15 protein-coding genes and 1 pseudogene are annotated in these 15,747 nt (G+C 67.3%); 7 read left to right on the forward strand and 9 right to left on the reverse strand.

Annotated features, from left to right (window positions below):
* Positions 1-4: 4 nt before the first annotated feature.
* Complete coding sequence (locus FHY06_RS03450) at positions 5-1,078, reverse strand: helix-turn-helix transcriptional regulator (RefSeq protein ID WP_184603378.1); 1,074 nt, start codon at positions 1,076-1,078, stop codon at positions 5-7.
* Between the two features lie 149 nt (positions 1,079-1,227).
* On the opposite strand from FHY06_RS03450, the pseudogene FHY06_RS03455 reads away from it, so the two are divergent.
* A pseudogene (locus tag FHY06_RS03455) lies at positions 1,228-1,908 on the forward strand (LysR family transcriptional regulator); the annotation flags it as partial.
* 61 nt (positions 1,909-1,969) lie between these two features.
* The gene (locus FHY06_RS03460; RefSeq protein ID WP_409327434.1) at positions 1,970-2,812 is read left to right on the forward strand and encodes an agmatine deiminase family protein; all 843 of its coding nucleotides are present in this window, start codon (positions 1,970-1,972) and stop codon (positions 2,810-2,812) included.
* Positions 2,813-2,828: 16 nt separating this feature from the next.
* On the opposite strand, the gene FHY06_RS03465 is transcribed toward FHY06_RS03460, so the two are convergent.
* The 6 genes from FHY06_RS03465 to mltG form a co-directional block, all read right to left on the reverse strand.
* A complete protein-coding gene (locus FHY06_RS03465; protein ID WP_184603380.1) occupies positions 2,829-3,509 on the reverse strand; it encodes an ankyrin repeat domain-containing protein in 681 nt (226 codons plus the stop codon).
* The gene (locus FHY06_RS03470) at positions 3,506-4,312 is read right to left on the reverse strand and encodes a TatD family hydrolase (RefSeq protein WP_184603382.1); all 807 of its coding nucleotides are present in this window, start codon (positions 4,310-4,312) and stop codon (positions 3,506-3,508) included. The genes FHY06_RS03465 and FHY06_RS03470 overlap by 4 nt, the downstream gene beginning before the upstream one ends.
* 111 nt (positions 4,313-4,423) lie before the next feature.
* Positions 4,424-4,810, reverse strand: a complete 387-nt coding sequence (locus tag FHY06_RS03475) for a PilZ domain-containing protein (RefSeq protein WP_019652641.1) — start codon at positions 4,808-4,810, stop codon at positions 4,424-4,426.
* Positions 4,807-5,823 (reverse strand): DNA polymerase III subunit delta', encoded by a 1,017-nt coding sequence (locus tag FHY06_RS03480; protein WP_019652640.1) that lies wholly within the window; start codon positions 5,821-5,823, stop codon positions 4,807-4,809. Before FHY06_RS03480 ends, FHY06_RS03475 begins: the two co-directional genes overlap by 4 nt.
* Positions 5,820-6,476 (reverse strand): dTMP kinase, encoded by a 657-nt coding sequence (gene tmk / locus FHY06_RS03485; RefSeq protein WP_132798707.1) that lies wholly within the window; start codon positions 6,474-6,476, stop codon positions 5,820-5,822. Before tmk ends, FHY06_RS03480 begins: the two co-directional genes overlap by 4 nt.
* Positions 6,473-7,498, reverse strand: a complete 1,026-nt coding sequence (mltG, locus tag FHY06_RS03490; protein ID WP_184603384.1) for an endolytic transglycosylase MltG — start codon at positions 7,496-7,498, stop codon at positions 6,473-6,475. Before mltG ends, tmk begins: the two co-directional genes overlap by 4 nt.
* A gap of 137 nt (positions 7,499-7,635) precedes the next feature.
* Between mltG and ygfZ the strand changes: the two genes are divergently transcribed.
* Both ygfZ and FHY06_RS03500 read left to right on the forward strand, forming a co-directional pair.
* On the forward strand, positions 7,636-8,562 hold the full coding sequence (gene ygfZ, locus FHY06_RS03495; protein ID WP_019652637.1) for a CAF17-like 4Fe-4S cluster assembly/insertion protein YgfZ: 927 nt from the start codon (positions 7,636-7,638) through the stop codon (positions 8,560-8,562).
* Positions 8,563-8,716: 154 nt separating this feature from the next.
* A complete protein-coding gene (locus FHY06_RS03500; RefSeq protein WP_184603386.1) occupies positions 8,717-9,670 on the forward strand; it encodes a hypothetical protein in 954 nt (317 codons plus the stop codon).
* On the opposite strand, the gene FHY06_RS03505 is transcribed toward FHY06_RS03500, so the two are convergent.
* A complete protein-coding gene (locus tag FHY06_RS03505; RefSeq protein ID WP_132751029.1) occupies positions 9,664-10,563 on the reverse strand; it encodes a YbgC/FadM family acyl-CoA thioesterase in 900 nt (299 codons plus the stop codon). The two genes, FHY06_RS03500 and FHY06_RS03505, sit on opposite strands and share 7 nt — an antisense overlap.
* Positions 10,560-11,477, reverse strand: a complete 918-nt coding sequence (locus tag FHY06_RS03510) for an alpha/beta hydrolase (RefSeq protein ID WP_260310119.1) — start codon at positions 11,475-11,477, stop codon at positions 10,560-10,562. Before FHY06_RS03510 ends, FHY06_RS03505 begins: the two co-directional genes overlap by 4 nt.
* A 141-nt stretch (positions 11,478-11,618) precedes the next feature.
* Here FHY06_RS03510 and FHY06_RS03515 point away from each other — a divergent pair, with 141 nt between their 5' ends.
* The 3 genes from FHY06_RS03515 to FHY06_RS03525 all read left to right on the forward strand — a co-directional run bounded on the left by FHY06_RS03515 (position 11,619) and on the right by FHY06_RS03525 (position 15,728).
* A complete protein-coding gene (locus FHY06_RS03515; RefSeq protein WP_184603390.1) occupies positions 11,619-12,755 on the forward strand; it encodes a 4-hydroxybutyrate dehydrogenase in 1,137 nt (378 codons plus the stop codon).
* Positions 12,756-12,939: 184 nt separating this feature from the next.
* On the forward strand, positions 12,940-15,282 hold the full coding sequence (locus FHY06_RS03520) for a type VI secretion system Vgr family protein (protein WP_184603392.1): 2,343 nt from the start codon (positions 12,940-12,942) through the stop codon (positions 15,280-15,282).
* A complete protein-coding gene (locus tag FHY06_RS03525; protein WP_126181838.1) occupies positions 15,279-15,728 on the forward strand; it encodes a hypothetical protein in 450 nt (149 codons plus the stop codon). Before FHY06_RS03520 ends, FHY06_RS03525 begins: the two co-directional genes overlap by 4 nt.
* Positions 15,729-15,747 lie beyond the last annotated feature (19 nt).

Consider the following 15,747-nt stretch of genomic DNA (forward strand, 5'->3'; position numbering starts at 1 on the left):
CGCCTTACATCCCGGTGACCAGCCGCACCAGTTCAGCGAGCCGGGTCACGCCGGTCTTCAGGTGGATGGATTTGATCTGCGAACGAATGGTGCCGATCGACACCCCGCGGGACTCGGCGCAGGCCTGGGGCATGAGGCCTTGAACGCAGATCGAGGTGCAGACTTCGCTTTCGGCCTGAGTGAGGCCGAAAACGATGCGCAGGCTGCTTTGTCGTTCCGCCATGGATCGATCACCGGAAGCGACCATCAGCGTCAAGGGCCTCTGCCAGTCCTTGGCCACCGCAGAGCTGGCTGACAACGGAGTCAAGCGCAGCACCAAAGGGCTGTGGGGCGCCGGTCGTCGAAGGGCGATCGCGCCTTGACGGCAGGCCTCGTGCCATTCCCGTGCCGTCGATGGCGATGGCGGCGATGGCTCGAAACGGCCGTTCACGAAGCGCAGCGCCTTCTCGCGCGCCATGAGCCTGCTGGCCGCCGAATTCGCGCGCAGCAAGCGCCGCGAATCGTCCAGCACGAAGATCGCGCAGCCCAGGGCATCGAACACCGATTCGACGTGGTTCACCTGCTGTTGCGAACTCTCAAGCTGGGCTTGCAGGCGCAACGCTCGTCCCATATGCGTGCCAATGCTCTGGAAGCTTTGTCGGGAGGAGGTCGACCCGATGTCGTCCGTCCCGCCATGCAAGCTCAAGAAGTGCGACAACCTGGTTGTCCTGGAAACGAATGCGCCTTCCCAATACCCCAGGTCCAGGGGACGCAGGAATTCCTGGTGATAGATGCTGTGCGAGCGCTGTCTGTCCCGATTCCATTGCCGGTCGTCGTACCAGCGGCCCACGTCCCATTCCGCGGCCACGGCCCGGGACGGGTCATATCGATGAAATTCGTCGTTGTAGCCCTGCTGGATCTTGCCGGCCAACTCGTCGTCGTCGGCCGCGACATCGCTGGCAAGGGTCTGGCCGGCGCCATCCAATGTCACGATGGCGACCAGTCGAGTGCCCGTCAGTGCACGAATCCGGTCGAGGGCGCGTCGCCACGGCTGCTCGCCCATGCCTGCGGCGTATATGTTCTCGATCAGTGCTTGCATCTAACTACCACCTTGCTCCGGACGAAGAGGGGTTCCATTTGCCATCTTTTATTTAACATAATGAACATTGTGTTTGATATGGCTGGATTCCAGGGAGGCCATCCCCCCGAAAATCCAGAAAGCAAATCTACCTCCGCGGACTGTTCCCCATGTCCAACACCAGACTGCCTTCCTTCAGATTCCTGATCGGCTTCGAAGCCGCTGCCCGCCTGGGGAGCTATTCGCGGGCGGCGGACGAACTGAGCATCTCCCAATCCGCCGTCAGCCATCAGATCGCCCAACTCGAAGAGCAAGTCGGCCAGCCGCTGTTCCGACGCAAAGGACGCGGCGTCGAATTGACGGTCTCCGGACGCTTGCTGCTCGACAGCGTCGGCAAGTCGCTCGACCAGATCCGCAACGGGCTCGACCGCATCGAAACCTACATGGATGACAGCCTGGTCACGCTGGTCTGTCCGGCGCCGATCGCCGAAGGCTGGCTGCAGCCGCGCCTCGAGATGCTGTTGCGCGAGCATCCAGCGCTCTGTCCGATCATCTCGATCGACGAGACCGCGCGCTACATCGACGAGATGGACGTGGATATCGCCATCACCCGCGAGCCGCTCAGGCAGCGCGGCGTGTTCGAGGTCCCGCTGCTCGAAGACGAACTCGCCGCAGTCGTGCATGCAGACTCCGCCGACAAGGCTGCCGCCGGGTTGCTTTGCCTCGAATCCGACCTCACGAGCAACCGCATCGGTCCGTTCATCCGCGAGCACTTCGGCAAGCTGCGCAAGCGCGCCATCTACGACGATCCGCGACTCCTGCTCGACTCAGCCTTGCGCGGCCACGGCGTGGCACTCGTGTCCCGCCTGTTGGCCGACGAAGCCCTGCACACGGGCCAGCTTCAGCGCCTTGGTGAACGAGGAAGACCACGATCTCGCGGCCCGCCTGTGCGGCAACCGGGTACGGCTCGAGGTGCAGCCGGTCGACGATCTCTGGATGCGCGACGCCGGCCCCGTCTTCGTGCGCGACAGCGCCTCTGGCCAATGGGCCGGGGTGGATTTCAATTTCAACGGCTGGGGCCGCAAGCAGGAGCATGAACACGACGCGGAAGTCGCCGGTTACGTGGCCAGTGCAGCCGGCGTACGGCGGCTGAGTACCCGGCTCGTGCTGGAGGGCGGCGGCATCGAGGTCGACGGGCAAGGCACGGCCATCATCACCGAGAGCTGCGTGCTCAATGCCAACCGCAATCCCGGCCTGGGCAAGGAAGCCTGCGAAGCCGAGCTGAAGCGGCTGCTGGGCCTGCGCAAGATCATCTGGCTGCCTGGAATCGCGGGGCGCGACATCACCGACGGCCACACCGATTTCTATGCCCGCTTCGCCTCGCCCGGCATCGTGGTGGCCGGCCTCGACGAAGACCCCGGCTCCTATGACCGGGCCGTGACCCGCCGGCACCTCGAGATCCTGAAACAGGCTACGGATGCCCGCGGCCAGCGGCTGCGTGTGGAAGTTCTAAGAGGGCCGGATTCCGTACGCCGGAAGCTGGAAACGCCCGAGTTCGCCGCCGGCTACATCAACTTCTACGTGTGCAACGGCGCGGTGATCGCGCCGCAGTTCGGCGATTCACGAGCCGATGGCAACGCCCGGTCGCTGCTGCAAGAGCTGTTTCCGCGCCGGGAGGTCGTTCAACTGGACATCGACGCCATTGCCGCGGGCGGCGGCGGCATCCACTGCACGACTCAGCAGCAGCCGGGCTGAGCAGAAGGAGCGAAGCTCACCACTTGCCATCCTTGGGCACAGCCTTGGGCGCGTTGGCCCTCGCATTGGCAGCTGCGGCGATCATCGAGGCAGCCTCCGAGCGGTTCGCCTTGTTCGCGAAGTCCACGGCAGTCATGCCCAGCTGGTTCTTCATGGTCGTGTCCGCGCCCTCGTCGAGCAGCAGCTTCACCGCGTCGTTGGAGCCGTACATGGCCGCCATCATCAGCGGTGTGGTGCCGTTGGGCGACTGCGCGTCGATGAAGGCGAAGTTCTCGAGCAAGGTCTTCATGATCGCGATCTGCCCGCTGGTGGCGGCGTAGTGCAGCGGCGTCCAGCCGGTCTTGTTGACAGCGGCGTCGCGCTTGAGAAGCTGGTCCACCACATCCTGCTGGCCCTTGATGGCCGCGAGCATCAGAGGGGTCTCGTCCTTCGGGCTGGCGATGTCCACGTCGGTCTGCGGCGCCTCGATCAGCACCTTGATCACCTTCGGCGAAGGCTCGCGCAATGCGATCAGGAGGCCCGTCTGACCGTGTTCATCGCGGGTGTTGGGGTCGAATCCGCGCTGGATGAGGTTCCTGACGCCGCTGGCGTTGTCGCCGCGCACGGCCCGGAAAAAGTCTTCGAAGGAACCGGAATGGGCTGCAAAAGATGCAGCAATGACAATGAGATAGATCGATTTCTTGAAGTAGTTTTTCATGATTTGACTTCCCTGAACAAGGCTTCGAAATTGTCGCTCGTGGCCTTGGCGACGGCCTCCACGGGCATCTTTCGCAGCTCCGCGATCTGCTGCGCCACGTAGGGCACGTAGGACGGGTTGTTGGTCTTGCCGCGGTACGGCACCGGCGCGAGGTACGGGCTGTCGGTCTCGATCAGCATGCGGTCCAGCGGGACGAAAGCGGCCACGTCGCGCAGGTCCTGGGCCTTCTTGAACGTCAGGATGCCGGAGAACGAGATGTAGAAACCCAGGTCCAGCGCCGCCCGCGCCACCTCGGCAGTCTCGGTGAAGCAGTGGAACACGCCGCCGGCCGCGCCGGGCGAGGCGTCCTCGCCCTCCTCCTTCAGGATCGCCAGCGTGTCCGCCGAGGCTTCGCGGGTATGGATGATCAGCGGCTTGCCGGTCTGGCGGGCGGCGCGGATGTGCACGCGGAAGCGGTCGCGCTGCCATTCGAGGTCGGAAATGCTGCGGCCGCCCTTGCGCTCCTCCATCTGGTAGTAGTCGAGGCCGGTCTCGCCGATGGCCACCACGCGCGGGCGCTGCGAGAGGCGCACCAGGTCTTCGACGGTGGGCTCGGCGAAGTCCTCGTTGTCGGGATGCACGCCCACGCTGGCCCAGAAGTTGTCGTAGGCGGCCGCGAGGGCCTGCACTTCGTCGAATTCCTCGAGCTTGGTGCAGATGCACAACGCCCGGTCGACCTGCGCCGCAGCCATGGCGGCGCGGATCTCAGGCATCTGGCCCGCGAACTCGGGAAAAGTGAGATGGCAGTGGGAGTCTGTGAACATCGGGAATGAGGGGATGGCGGTGCTCGCCCCTGGCTGGGCCCCATGCGGGGTCCGTATGGGAGGCTGGCGCCGTCGAACGAGTTCCGCGCCACCGTGACGGCGGCGGAAGACTCAGATGGTTTGCGTGGGGCGGTCGGAGGCCATCGAGCCGCCGAGCGCCGCTTCGATGCGCGCCTTCAGCTGGCGCGACTTCTCGTCGGAAGGAAAACGGATGCCCACGCCCGGAGCCCGGTTGCCTGCGGCGCGCGGCGGCGTGATCCAGGCCACCTTTCCGGCCACGGGGTAGCGCTGCGGGTCTTCCGGCAGCGTCAGCAGCACATAGACGTCGTCGCCAAGGCGGTATTCGCGCGAGGTCGGAATGAAGATGCCGCCCTCGGCGAACAGCGGGATGTAGGCCGCGTACAGCGCGCCCTTTTCCTTGATGGCGAGCTGGATGACGCTCGGCCGGGCGGGTGCGGAGGATGCTGCGGGCGCAGCGGGTGCGGCAGGTTGGTTCATGGTCGGCGACGAGCGGCAGAGTTTAGGGTGGTTCGCGCTTCGCTCACAAGCGCTTCGAGCATGAGGCCCGCGTTGAACGGGTGCTCCGCGGTCCTTGCGGCGCTCGCGAGCGACTTCGACCAGCGCGCGAGCGCCAGCCGTGGCGGTGCCGCGGGCAGGTCGGCCGCTTCGAAGAATCGGGGCGCCGCGCCGTTGCCGACGGCCATCAGGTCATGGCAGAGCTTCTGCAGCGCGCCTACCGCCTGCGCAGGTGCGTGGTCGGCCAGAGCGCCGACGTCGCCTCGCACCATGGCCTTGGGCAGCAGTGCCCAGGCCTTGGGCGACTGCCCTGCCCGCGCGAGGCGCAGTGCATCGCTGGGCCGGCCGCCGGCGGCGCGCAGCAAGGCAGCCGCGTCGGCCGCAGGCACGTCCTGCGCGACCAGCCAGGCTTGCGCCTCGGCGGTTTCGGGCCAGGGAAGCGTGAAGCCGAGGCAGCGGCTGCGGATGGTCGGCAGCAGCTGCCAGGCGGCCTCGCTGGCGAGCACGAAGCGGACATCGCCGACGGGCTCCTCCAGCGTCTTCAGCAGCGCATTGGCGGTGATCGTGTTCATGCGCTCGGCCGGATACACCAGCACCACCTTGCCGCGTCCGCGCGCGCTGGTGCGCTGGGCGAAGCCGACCGCGTCGCGCATCGCCTCGACACGGATCTCGCGGCTGGGCTTGCGCTTCTTGTCGTCGATCTCCGCCTGGGCCTTCTCGTCGAGCGGCCAGCTCAGCTCGTGCATGGCGACTTCGGGCATCAACACGCAAAGGTCGGCATGCGTGCGCACCTCGATGGCGTGGCAGCTCGCGCAATGGCCGCAGGCGGTGCCCTGCTCCGTCGGCTGCTCGCACAGCCAGGCGGAGGCCAGGGCCAGCGCCAGTTCGTACTGGCCGATGCCGGACGGCCCCTGCAGCAGCCAGGCATGGCCGCGCTGGCGCAGCAGCTCCGTCAGCGGCCGGCGCAGCCAGGGAGACAGTGCCTCGGCGCTCATCGAATGCCTCCGCCGGCCAGCACACCGCGCGCAATCAGCTCGGACTCGATCTGCCACCAGACCTGTTCGCGCGTCTGGCTGGCGTCGATTCGCACGAAGCGTTGCGCGTCGGCGCTCGCGCGGTCGGCATAGCCCTGCGCCACGCGGCGGAAGAACTCGACCGGCTGGGCCTCGAATTTGTCGGGCACACGGGCGCCGGCCAGCCGCTGCGCGGCGATCTCCGGAGCCAGGTCGAACCACAGCGTGACCTGCGGCTGCAGCAGCTTCGCGCTGCCGGCCTGCGCCTGGACCCATTGCTCGAGCGTCGACAGGACGGCGTTGTCGAAACCCCGCCCCGCGCCCTGGTAGGCGAAGGTGGCGTCGGTGAAGCGGTCGCACAGCACCACGTCGCCACGCGCCAGCGCCGGCTCGATGACCTGCGCGATGTGGTCGCGCCGGGCGGCGAAGACCAGCAGCGACTCGGTCAAAGGGTCCATCGGCTTCTCGAGGATCAGCCCGCGCAGCGTTTCGGCCAGCGGCGTGCCGCCGGGCTCGCGCGTGCGCACGACGGTGCGGCCCTGCGCCTTGAAGCGCGCCTCCAGCGCATCGAGATGGCTCGACTTGCCCGCGCCGTCGATGCCTTCCAGCGTCAGAAAAAGGCCCTGTTCGCTCATTGGGTCGTCGCCTTCGGTTTGGTGTCGCCGCCGCCGCGCTGGTAGCGGTTGACTGCTCGGTTGTGGTCGTCGAGCGAACTGCTGAACTGGCTGGTGCCGTCGCCGCGCGACACGAAATACAGCGATTTGCTCTGGGCCGGCTGCACGGCCGCCAGCAGCGCCGCCTTGCCCGGCATCGAGATCGGCGTGGGCGGCAGGCCGCCGCGCGTGTAGGTGTTCCAGGGCGTATCGGTCTGCAGGTCTTTCTTGCGCAGGTTGCCGTCGAAGGTGGTGCCCATGCCGTAGATGACCGTCGGATCGGTCTGCAGCGGCATACCGATGCGCAACCGGTTGGCGAAGACAGCTGCGATCTCCGCCCGGTCGTTGGCCTTGCCTGTCTCCTTTTCGACAATACTGGCCAGAATCAGCGCCTCATCGGCCGATTTCAGCGGCAGGTCGGATGCTCGGGCAGCCCAGGCGGCTTCGAGCTTCTTGTCCATGGCCCGCATCGCGCGCTGCAGCAGGGCGACATCGGTGGAGCCCTTGGAGTAGGTATAGGTGTCCGGGAAGAAACGGCCTTCAGGATGCACGCCGGGCCTTCCCAGCTTGGCCATCAGCGCCTCGTCGGTCATGCCCGCGCTGTCGGGCTTGAGCTGGTCGGCCTTGGCGAGCGCGGCGCGTACCTGGCGGATGTTCCAGCCTTCCACCAGCACCACGCTGCGCGTGGCCTCCTCGCCGCGCACCAGGATGTTGAGCAGCAGCTTGGGCGTCACGCCGCGTTCCAGCTCGTAGCTGCCGGCGCGCATCTGGCGGTCTTGTCCGGAGATGCGGAACCACAGGTAGAGCAGTTGCGGCTGGACGTCGACGCCCGTGTCGGCCACAGCCTGGGCGATGCCGCGCGGCGTGGTGCCGGGCTCGACCGACAGGTCGACGCTGGGCGCAGGCAGCTTGAGCGGCTGGTGCACCCACCATAGGCCGGCGCCGCCGAGCGCGAGCGCGACCAGGGCTGCGAGCAGGAAAAGCGTGAGAAAGAAGCTGCGCACGGATCCGATGTGGGGGTGACGGAGAAAAACGGAGGAAAAACCAGCAGGCCCCGGACGAGAGACAGGTGCCCTTGCGAACCGCAGGGCCGGAGCCCCCGCCGCCCCGAAGGGACAGGCCCGGCCATGATAATTCAGCGATGACCACTGTCGTTCTCAATGGGGTGACCGCCCTCTCCCATCTCGGCGTGATCCGGGCCGAAGGTCCCGACGCCGCCAGCTTCCTCCACGGCCAGCTCACACAGGACTTCTCCCTGCTCGGCGCCTCCGATGCCCGCCTCGCCGCCCTGTGCACCGCCAAGGGCCGTGTGATCGCAAGTTTCATCGGCATCAAGCCGCAACCTGAGCTGATCCTGCTGGTGTGCAGCCGCGACATCCTCGCCGCCACCCTCAAGCGCCTGTCGATGTACGTGCTGCGCGCCAAGGTCAAGCTGACCGATGCGACCGCGCAGTTCGCGCTCTACGGCCTGGCAGGCACCGCGCTCACGGCCAACGGACTCGACGCCGCTGCCCAGCCGGGCAAGCGCACGGCGGTCGGCGATGAAGTCAGCGCCGTGTCGCTCTACCCTGCCGACGGCGTGCCGCGCGCGCTCTGGATCGCCCCCGCAGGCCACGCTGCGCCAACGGGTCCGGCCCTTGAAGACAACCTGTGGCAATGGAGCGAGGTGCGCAGCGGCATCGTGACGCTGACGACCCCGGTCATCGAAGCCTTCGTGCCGCAGATGATCAACTACGAATCCGTGGGCGGCGTGAACTTCAAGAAGGGCTGCTATCCCGGCCAGGAAGTGGTTGCGCGCAGCCAGTTCCGCGGCACGCTGAAACGGCGCACCTACCTCGTGCAGGCTGACGCGCCGGTGTCCGTGGGCCAGGAAGTGTTCGCCGCCGACGACGCCGAGCAGCCCGTGGGCACCGTGGCGCAGGCAGCGCCGGCGCCCGGTGGCGGCTGGTCCGCGCTGGTCTCGATGCAGATCGCCGCGCTCGATGCCGGCGGCTTGCGCGCAGGCGCGGCCGACGGCCCTGCGCTCACGGTCGAGCCGCTGCCCTACCCGCTGCTCGAAGACATCTGAGCCCGCGCACTCCTTGAACCCCCAACGCCTTTGAAAACAGGCGTTTGGCGCTGTCGGAAACGACGGCGCCATTTTTTTGCGTGTCTGCCAACCCCGTTGCCTTTGCTGCGCCGTAGAAGCCGGCACCGATCAACTCCGGCAAGGAAGACACACCATGAAGCGCAGACTCTTTTCCACCGCCCTGGCCGCGACAGCCATGACCGCCATGGTCTCGCTCCCGGCCTGCGCCCAGCCATCGGAACGCCCCTATGTTCCTTCCACGCCGTCCAGCCGCATCGGTTCGCTGATGCAGATCAGCGTGGTCGACCGCGGCACCGGCGCCGAATTGCCGATCTACCGCCATCGCGGCGAATACTGGGTGGCCGGCCGCCCCGGCGCACGCTATGCCATCCGGGCGCGCAACGCGATGGGCGAGCGCATCATGGCCGTGATGTCCGTGGACGGCGTCAACGTGGTCACGGGCGAGACCGCGGGCGTACTGCAGAACGGCTACGTGTTCGGCCCCCGCGAGCGCAGCGACATCACCGGCTGGCGCAAGAGCGATTCGCAGATCGCGGCCTTCGAATTCGCGGCGGCCGGCAATTCGTACGCGAGCCGCACCGGCAGGCCCGACGACGTGGGCGTGATCGGCGTCGCGATGTTCCGCGAGCGCATGCCCGAGCCGCTGCCTCCGCCTGTCACGCCGTTCCCGCGCCGCGACGACCACGGCGGATATGGAGGGTATGGCCCCGAACGCGAGCGCCGCAACGAATCGTCGTCGTACCAGGGCGATGCGCGGGCCAAGTCAGGCGCCGCGGACAGCGCCGCACCCGCGGCGGCCGCCGAATCCTCTTCATCGGGCAACCTGGCGCGCCAGTCGGCGCCCAGCCCGAGCCTGGGCACCGCCCACGGCCGCCGCGAAACCTCGTACGTCGGCAAGACCACCTTCGAGCGCGCACAGTCGTCGCCCGACGAGGTCGTGCGCATCCGCTACGACAGCCGCGAGAACCTCGTCGCCGCGGGCATCATCCCGGTGCCGCCCGCGCCGCGCTGGCCGCGTCCCGCGGGCCCGTCGCCTTTCCCCGGCTCGGACCCGGGCTACGTGCCCGATCCTCCGAGCCGCTACTGAGAAGACGAAGCGGGCCGAAGCGGCCGGCGCATCTCGATGTGCGGGATGCCGGCCTCCTCGAAGCCCTCGCCGTGCGGCACATAGCCCAGCCGCGTGTAGAAGCGCTCGGCACTGCGCTGCGCGTTCAGCGCGACCACGCTGTCGCCGCGCTTCCGGGCGGCGTCTTCCAGCACCTGCATCACCGCGGCGCCATGTCCGCCGCTGCGCAGGTTGCGGTGCACCGCCACGCGGCCGATGTGCGAGATGCCGTTCTCGGCCGGCAGCAGCCGCGCCGTGGCGATGACCTGCCCGAGCCGGTTGCGCGCCACGGCGTGCAGCACCACGGCATCCTGCTCGTCCCACTCCAGCGATTCGGGAATGTTCTGCTCTTCGATGAACACCGCACGACGCAGCGCACCGGCGCCTTCGCCCAGCGTGGCCCAGTCGCCCGTCTCGATGGTGCGCATGGCCTCGCCCGCCTCGTAGCCCAGCAGCACCTCGCGCAGTGCCGGCGGAACCGGCTTCGAGGTCTGCGTCGCCGGATCGGCGAACACGTAGACCAGCTCGCAGCCGACGAGAAACTGGTCCTGCCGGAACAGCCCGCCTTCGAACACGATCGACGAGTTGCCGATGCGCACGCAGCGCATGCCGACGTCGAGCACGTCGTCGATGCGCGCCGATGCGCGAAAGTCGACCGTCGCCTTGCGCACGTACAGGTCGCCGCCCATCGCGTGCATCGACTCCTCGTACGGCAGCGCCAGCGCACGCCAGTAGTCGGCGATGGCGGTGTCGAAGTACATCAGGTAGTGCGCGTTGAAGACGATCTTCTGCATGTCGACTTCGGCCCAGCGCACGCGCAGGCGGTGGAAGAAGCGGAAGTCCTTGCGTCCGGTGGATGTCGTCGTGTCGCTCATGGTGTCTGCAATGCCTCCTTGATTGCCCGGGCCGCGTCGTCCTGCGCCTGCAGCGCCTCCGGAATCGCCCGGCCCATCTTGATGAATTCGTGGATCACGCCGCGGTAGATCTCCAGGTCGACCGGAACGCCTGCCGCGCGCAGCTTGTCTGCGTAGGCGATGCCTTCGTCCACCACCGGGTCGCATTCGGCAAGGCCGATCCAGGCCGGCGCCACGCCGTCGACGTCGTCGGCCAGCAGCGGCGCGAAGCGCCAGTCGTCGCGGTCGGCGGGCGTGTTGACGTACTGCGCGAAGAAGAAGTCGATCATGGCCTTGGTCAGCAACGGGCCGTCGACGTGGCGCAGGTGCGAGGCCGTGTCCTGGTGCGCGGTGGTGCCGGGGTAGATCAGCATCTGCAGCGAGAGCGGCAGCCCCGCATCGCGCGCGAGGATGGCGCAGACCGCCGCCAGCGTGCCGCCCGCGCTGTCGCCGCCCACCGCCAGCCGCGAGGGGTCGAGGCCCAGGCTTGCGCCTTGCTTCGCGATGAACTGGAAGGCATCCCACGCGTCGTTCGATGCGGTCGGGAACTTGTGCGCGGGGGCCAGCCGGTAGTCCACGGAAATCACGGCGCAGCCGCTCTTCATGCTCAGCACGCGGCACAGCGTGTCGTGCGTGCGGATGTTGCCGACGGTGAAGCCGCCACCATGGAAATAGATCAGCACCGGCAGCACCTCCGCCGAGGGCGCGTAGAGGCGCGCCGGGAGCGCATGGCCGTCGCGGGCCGCGATGGTGAAGTCTTCGATGCGCGCCAGTTCGGGCTTGGGCACTTCGAGCACGCCGGCACCCTTTTCGTAGGAGGCCTTGGCCTCGTCGGGGGTCTGGCGGTCGAGCGGCGGGTGGCCTGCGCGGGCCATGCGTTCGACGACGCTGGCCATCTTCTGCGTGAGCCGCGTGGTGTCCGGTGTGCCCGGCGCGACAGCGGCAAGGGTTTCTTTCGTGTGCAAGACGGTTCGCTCTTGTTAGATTTGGCTGGTCGGCAATCGTACTGCCCCGGGCTCCCGGAGGCCTTCACCCCCATGGCACTCATTCAATACCTCACCCAGATCCAGTTCGAGTTCGGCGCGATCAAGCTGCTTTCCAGCGAATGCGCGCGCATCGGCATCAACCGTCCTCTGATCGTGACTGACGCCGGCGTGCGCGCGGCCGGTGTGCTGCAGAAGGCGCTCGACGCCATCGCCGACCTCGAAGTCTCGGTCTTCGATCAGACGCCCTCCAACCCCACCGAAGCCGCAGTGCGCGCAGCCGTGGAGCTCTACCGCAGCGGCCGCTGCGACGGCCTGATCGCCGTGGGCGGCGGCTCCGCCATCGACTGCGCCAAGGGCGTCGCCGTCGCGGCCACGCACGAGGGTCCACTCAAGACCTACGCGACCATCGAAGGCGGCTCGCCGCGCATCACCGATCGCGTGGTACCTCTGATCGCGGTGCCCACTACCAGCGGCACCGGCAGCGAGGTGGCGCGCGGCGCCATCGTCATCGTCGACGACCACCGCAAGCTGGGCTTCCACAGCTGGTTCCTGATGCCCAAAGCGGCCATCTGCGACCCCGAGCTCACGCTGGGCCTGCCGCCCAAGCTCACTGCCGCCACCGGCATGGACGCCATCGCGCACTGCATGGAGACCTTCATGTCGGCCGCGTTCAATCCGCCAGCCGACGGCATCGGCCTCGACGGACTGGAGCGCGCATGGGGGCACATCGAACGCGCAACCAAGGACGGCAGCGACCGCGAGGCGCGCCTGAACCTGATGAGCGCGTCGATGCAGGGTGCGATGGCCTTCCAGAAGGGCCTGGGCTGCGTGCACTCGCTGAGCCACAGCCTGGGCGGCGTCGATCCGCGCCTGCATCACGGCACGCTCAACGCCCTCTTCCTGCCCGCTGTGATCCACTTCAACTCGGGCGCCGAGTCGGTGCAGAAGGAACAGCGTCTGCAGCGCATGGCGCAGGCCATGCACCTCGATTCGGCCGGCGACCTCGGCGATGCGATCCGCGACATGAACGCGCGCCTCGGCCTGCCCAAAGGCCTGGCCGAAGTGGGTGTGACGCCCGCGATGTTCGAGCAGATCATCGACGGCGCCATGGCCGACCACTGCCACAAGACCAACCCGCGCCTGGCCACGCGCGACGACTACAAGGCGATGCTCGAAGCCTCGATGTAAGGCCCGCGCAAGAAGCCTGTAATGGCTTCTTCTACACATTGCTTCAGTGAGCGTTCCGAGGGGTGTTTCAGAGGGAAAAACCGCCCTCTCACACCCCTCGCGTCATTTATGTGACATAAGGGATTTCTAGACTGTCACCGAAGGTTTCCCAGCCGCGGAAACCCAAGGGTCAGGGAAGTTCCGAATGCAGCGCACAGTCCAAGTCCACACCGTCCTGAGCTCGGAGCAGCTCAAGTTCCGCTCGATGCGGGGCCGGGAGGGACTCTCCGAACTCTTCGAGTTCGAAGTGGACATGGTCAGCACCAGCTTCAGCCTCGACCTAAAGCAGTTGCTCGGCACCTCGCTCACGCTGGAGCTGGCCGACGACGGCGGCCCGCGCTTCCTCAACGGCACCGTGGTTCGCTTCGAGCTCGTGGGCCGCGCCAACGAAACCGGCCGCCACTACATCTATCGCGCGCTGGTGCAGCCGTGGCTCTGGTACCTCACGCGCACCACCGACTGCCGCATCTTCCAGAACAAGAGCGTGCCCGAGGTGCTCGACGAAGTGCTGGGCAAGTACGGCTTCCAGTTCGAGAAGCGCCTCACCGGCAGCTACCCCACCTGGGAGTACTGCGTGCAGTACCAGGAGAGCGACTTCGCCTTCGTCAGCCGCCTGATGGAGCACGAAGGCATCGCCTATCACTTCGAACACGCCGACGGTTCGCACCTGCTGGTGCTGGCCGACGACGCAGGCAGCTACAAGCCTCTGCCGGGCCATGCCAGCATTCCCTACCGGCCGCGCGACCGCGTGGTCAATGCGCTGGAGCCCTGCATCGACCAGTGGCGGGTGGCCGAGCAGATCACCTCCGGCCGCGTGATGCTCGACGACTTCGATTTCCGGAAGTCGCGCGCCTCGCTCCAGAGCGTGCAGCAAGACCCCAAGCCTCACGATCACTCGACCTACGAGGTCTACGAATGGCTCGGCGGCTACACCGAGCACCAGCAGGGCGACGCCTACGCAAAGATCCGCCTGCAGGAGCTGCAGTGCGCACACGAGCTGGCCGCGGGCCACACCAACGTGGTGGGCATGGCGCCGGGCTACCTGTTCCAGATGACGCATTGCCCGCGCGAGTCGGACAACCGCGAGTACCTGGTCACCGAGACCCGCTACGACCTGCGCGAGCCCGAGTACTCCTCGGGCGGCAGCAGCGAATCGGTGTGCGAGTTCGACTTCACCGTGCTGCCCTCCTCCGTGCCCTACCGTCCGGCTCGCAAGACGCCACGCCCTCGTACCAACGGTCCGCAGACAGCCACGGTGGTCGGCCCCGAGGAGATCTGGACCGACCGATTCGGCCGCGTGAAGCTCCAGTTCCGCTGGGACCGTTACGGCCAGTCGAACGAGAACAGCTCCTGCTGGGTGCGCGTGTCGAGCAGCTGGGCCGGCGCCAACTACGGCACCATGCACATGCCGCGCGTGGGCCAGGAAGTGATCGTCGATTTCATCGGCGGCGAGCCCGACCGCCCCATCGTCACCGGCCGCGTCTACAACAGCGACCAGATGCCGCCATGGGAGCTGCCCGCCAACGCCACGGCCAGCGGCATCCTCACGCGCTCCAGCAGCGGCGGCGCAGCCAACCAGGCCAACATGCTGCGCTTCGAGGACCGCACGGGTGCCGAGCAGATCCTGCTGCATGCCGAGCGCAACCTCGACGTTGAAGTGGAGGCCGACGAAACCCACACCACCGACGGCACCCGCACGACGCTCATCAAGGGCCACGAATCGGCCACCTACCAGGACGGCGAGACGCGCGACATCACCGCCGGTGCCAAGGAAACCATCACAGGCGGCGACACCCGCAGCGTGACCGGCGGCTTCACCGAGACCGTGACCGGCGGCGTGAACCAGACCATCTCGGGCGGCAAGACGCGCGTGCTCAGCGGAGGCCTGAACGACACCATCACCGGCGGCGTCAACTCGACCATCGCCGGCGGATACCACGGCACCATCAACGGGCAGGAAGTGCGCTTCGTGAGTGCGGGCCGGCAGGACACCATCGACGCTTCGAACACGGTGGTGGTCAACGGCCCGTCGACCACCACCGTCACCGGCCCGACGGTGCATACCTCGCCGGACGTGACCTTCAACACCACGAACCACATCCACAACACGACGCAGCACGTCATCAACACCACCGTCTACAACACGACGTCGAACACCTACAACAACCTGGCGGTGAGCTACACCAACAACTCGGTCAGCTACACCAACAACTACGCCAAGAGCAGCGACTGGCGCCTGACGCGCTCCGGCGGCGCGGGCTTCCGCTTCGGCGCGGTGGGCATGTCGCTCGACTTCTGGGGCGTGCGCCAGCAGTTCTACGGCATCAACTCGCAGTACGCGGTGCTCAAGGTCGACTTCCTGACCTTCAAGATCGCGAACAAGGGCATCGACATCACCAACCAGGCCATGGAAGTCGGCAGGACCGCGGTCCGCTTCTACATGGACGGCATGGCGGCCTATGCGCAGGCCATGCACCTCGTGATGTGACGCCCGGCATGGTCGAGTGGGAGACGCTTCTCTGGGTGTTCTTTGGCGTGGTGATGGCCGTGGTGGTGCTGGGCGGCATCGGCGCGGTGGGCTACATGCGCAAGGAGAACGGCCGCTACACGGCCGAGGCCAGGCGCTGGGCGGTGCTCGCGCAGACGGGCCAGCCGGCTGAAGCCGTGGTCAGCAACGTGCGCATGCATCCCAACAACATGACGCGCGGCGGCTCGCGCGGCCAGACGGTCTGCGCGCTGGTGCTCGACGTGGCCTACACCGATGCCGCCGGCGCGGCGCATTCGGCCTCGATTCCCACCTTCGTCGAAGACGCGCTGGTGCCGCAGTTCCTCACGCCGCAGCGCGTCGTCCACTTGCGCTACGACCCGAGCGATCCGGCCTCGGTGGCCATCGACCGCACGCGCACGCCGCTGGAGCTGCCGCGTGCCGACTGAGCGCTGTTCCCTTACTCGT

The sequence above is a fragment of the Variovorax atrisoli genome (assembly GCF_014195185.1).
In the GTDB taxonomy this organism is placed as follows: Bacteria; Pseudomonadota; Gammaproteobacteria; order Burkholderiales; family Burkholderiaceae_C; genus Variovorax; species Variovorax atrisoli.

What these genes read in the sequence shown, in the direction of transcription:
- FHY06_RS03450 (WP_184603378.1), bottom strand. Translation starts at nt 1,078, where the DNA reads ATGCAAGCACTGATCGAGAACATATACGCCGCAGGCATGGGCGAGCAG.
- FHY06_RS03465 (WP_184603380.1), bottom strand. Translation starts at nt 3,509, where the DNA reads ATGAAAAACTACTTCAAGAAATCGATCTATCTCATTGTCATTGCTGCA.
- FHY06_RS03470 (WP_184603382.1), bottom strand. Translation starts at nt 4,312, where the DNA reads ATGTTCACAGACTCCCACTGCCATCTCACTTTTCCCGAGTTCGCGGGC.
- FHY06_RS03475 (WP_019652641.1), bottom strand. Translation starts at nt 4,810, where the DNA reads ATGAACCAACCTGCCGCACCCGCTGCGCCCGCAGCATCCTCCGCACCC.
- FHY06_RS03480 (WP_019652640.1), bottom strand. Translation starts at nt 5,823, where the DNA reads ATGAGCGCCGAGGCACTGTCTCCCTGGCTGCGCCGGCCGCTGACGGAG.
- tmk (WP_132798707.1), bottom strand. Translation starts at nt 6,476, where the DNA reads ATGAGCGAACAGGGCCTTTTTCTGACGCTGGAAGGCATCGACGGCGCG.
- ygfZ (WP_019652637.1), top strand. Translation starts at nt 7,636, where the DNA reads ATGACCACTGTCGTTCTCAATGGGGTGACCGCCCTCTCCCATCTCGGC.
- FHY06_RS03500 (WP_184603386.1), top strand. Translation starts at nt 8,717, where the DNA reads ATGAAGCGCAGACTCTTTTCCACCGCCCTGGCCGCGACAGCCATGACC.
- FHY06_RS03505 (WP_132751029.1), bottom strand. Translation starts at nt 10,563, where the DNA reads ATGAGCGACACGACGACATCCACCGGACGCAAGGACTTCCGCTTCTTC.
- FHY06_RS03510 (WP_260310119.1), bottom strand. Translation starts at nt 11,477, where the DNA reads ATGGCCAGCGTCGTCGAACGCATGGCCCGCGCAGGCCACCCGCCGCTC.
- FHY06_RS03515 (WP_184603390.1), top strand. Translation starts at nt 11,619, where the DNA reads ATGGCACTCATTCAATACCTCACCCAGATCCAGTTCGAGTTCGGCGCG.
- FHY06_RS03520 (WP_184603392.1), top strand. Translation starts at nt 12,940, where the DNA reads ATGCAGCGCACAGTCCAAGTCCACACCGTCCTGAGCTCGGAGCAGCTC.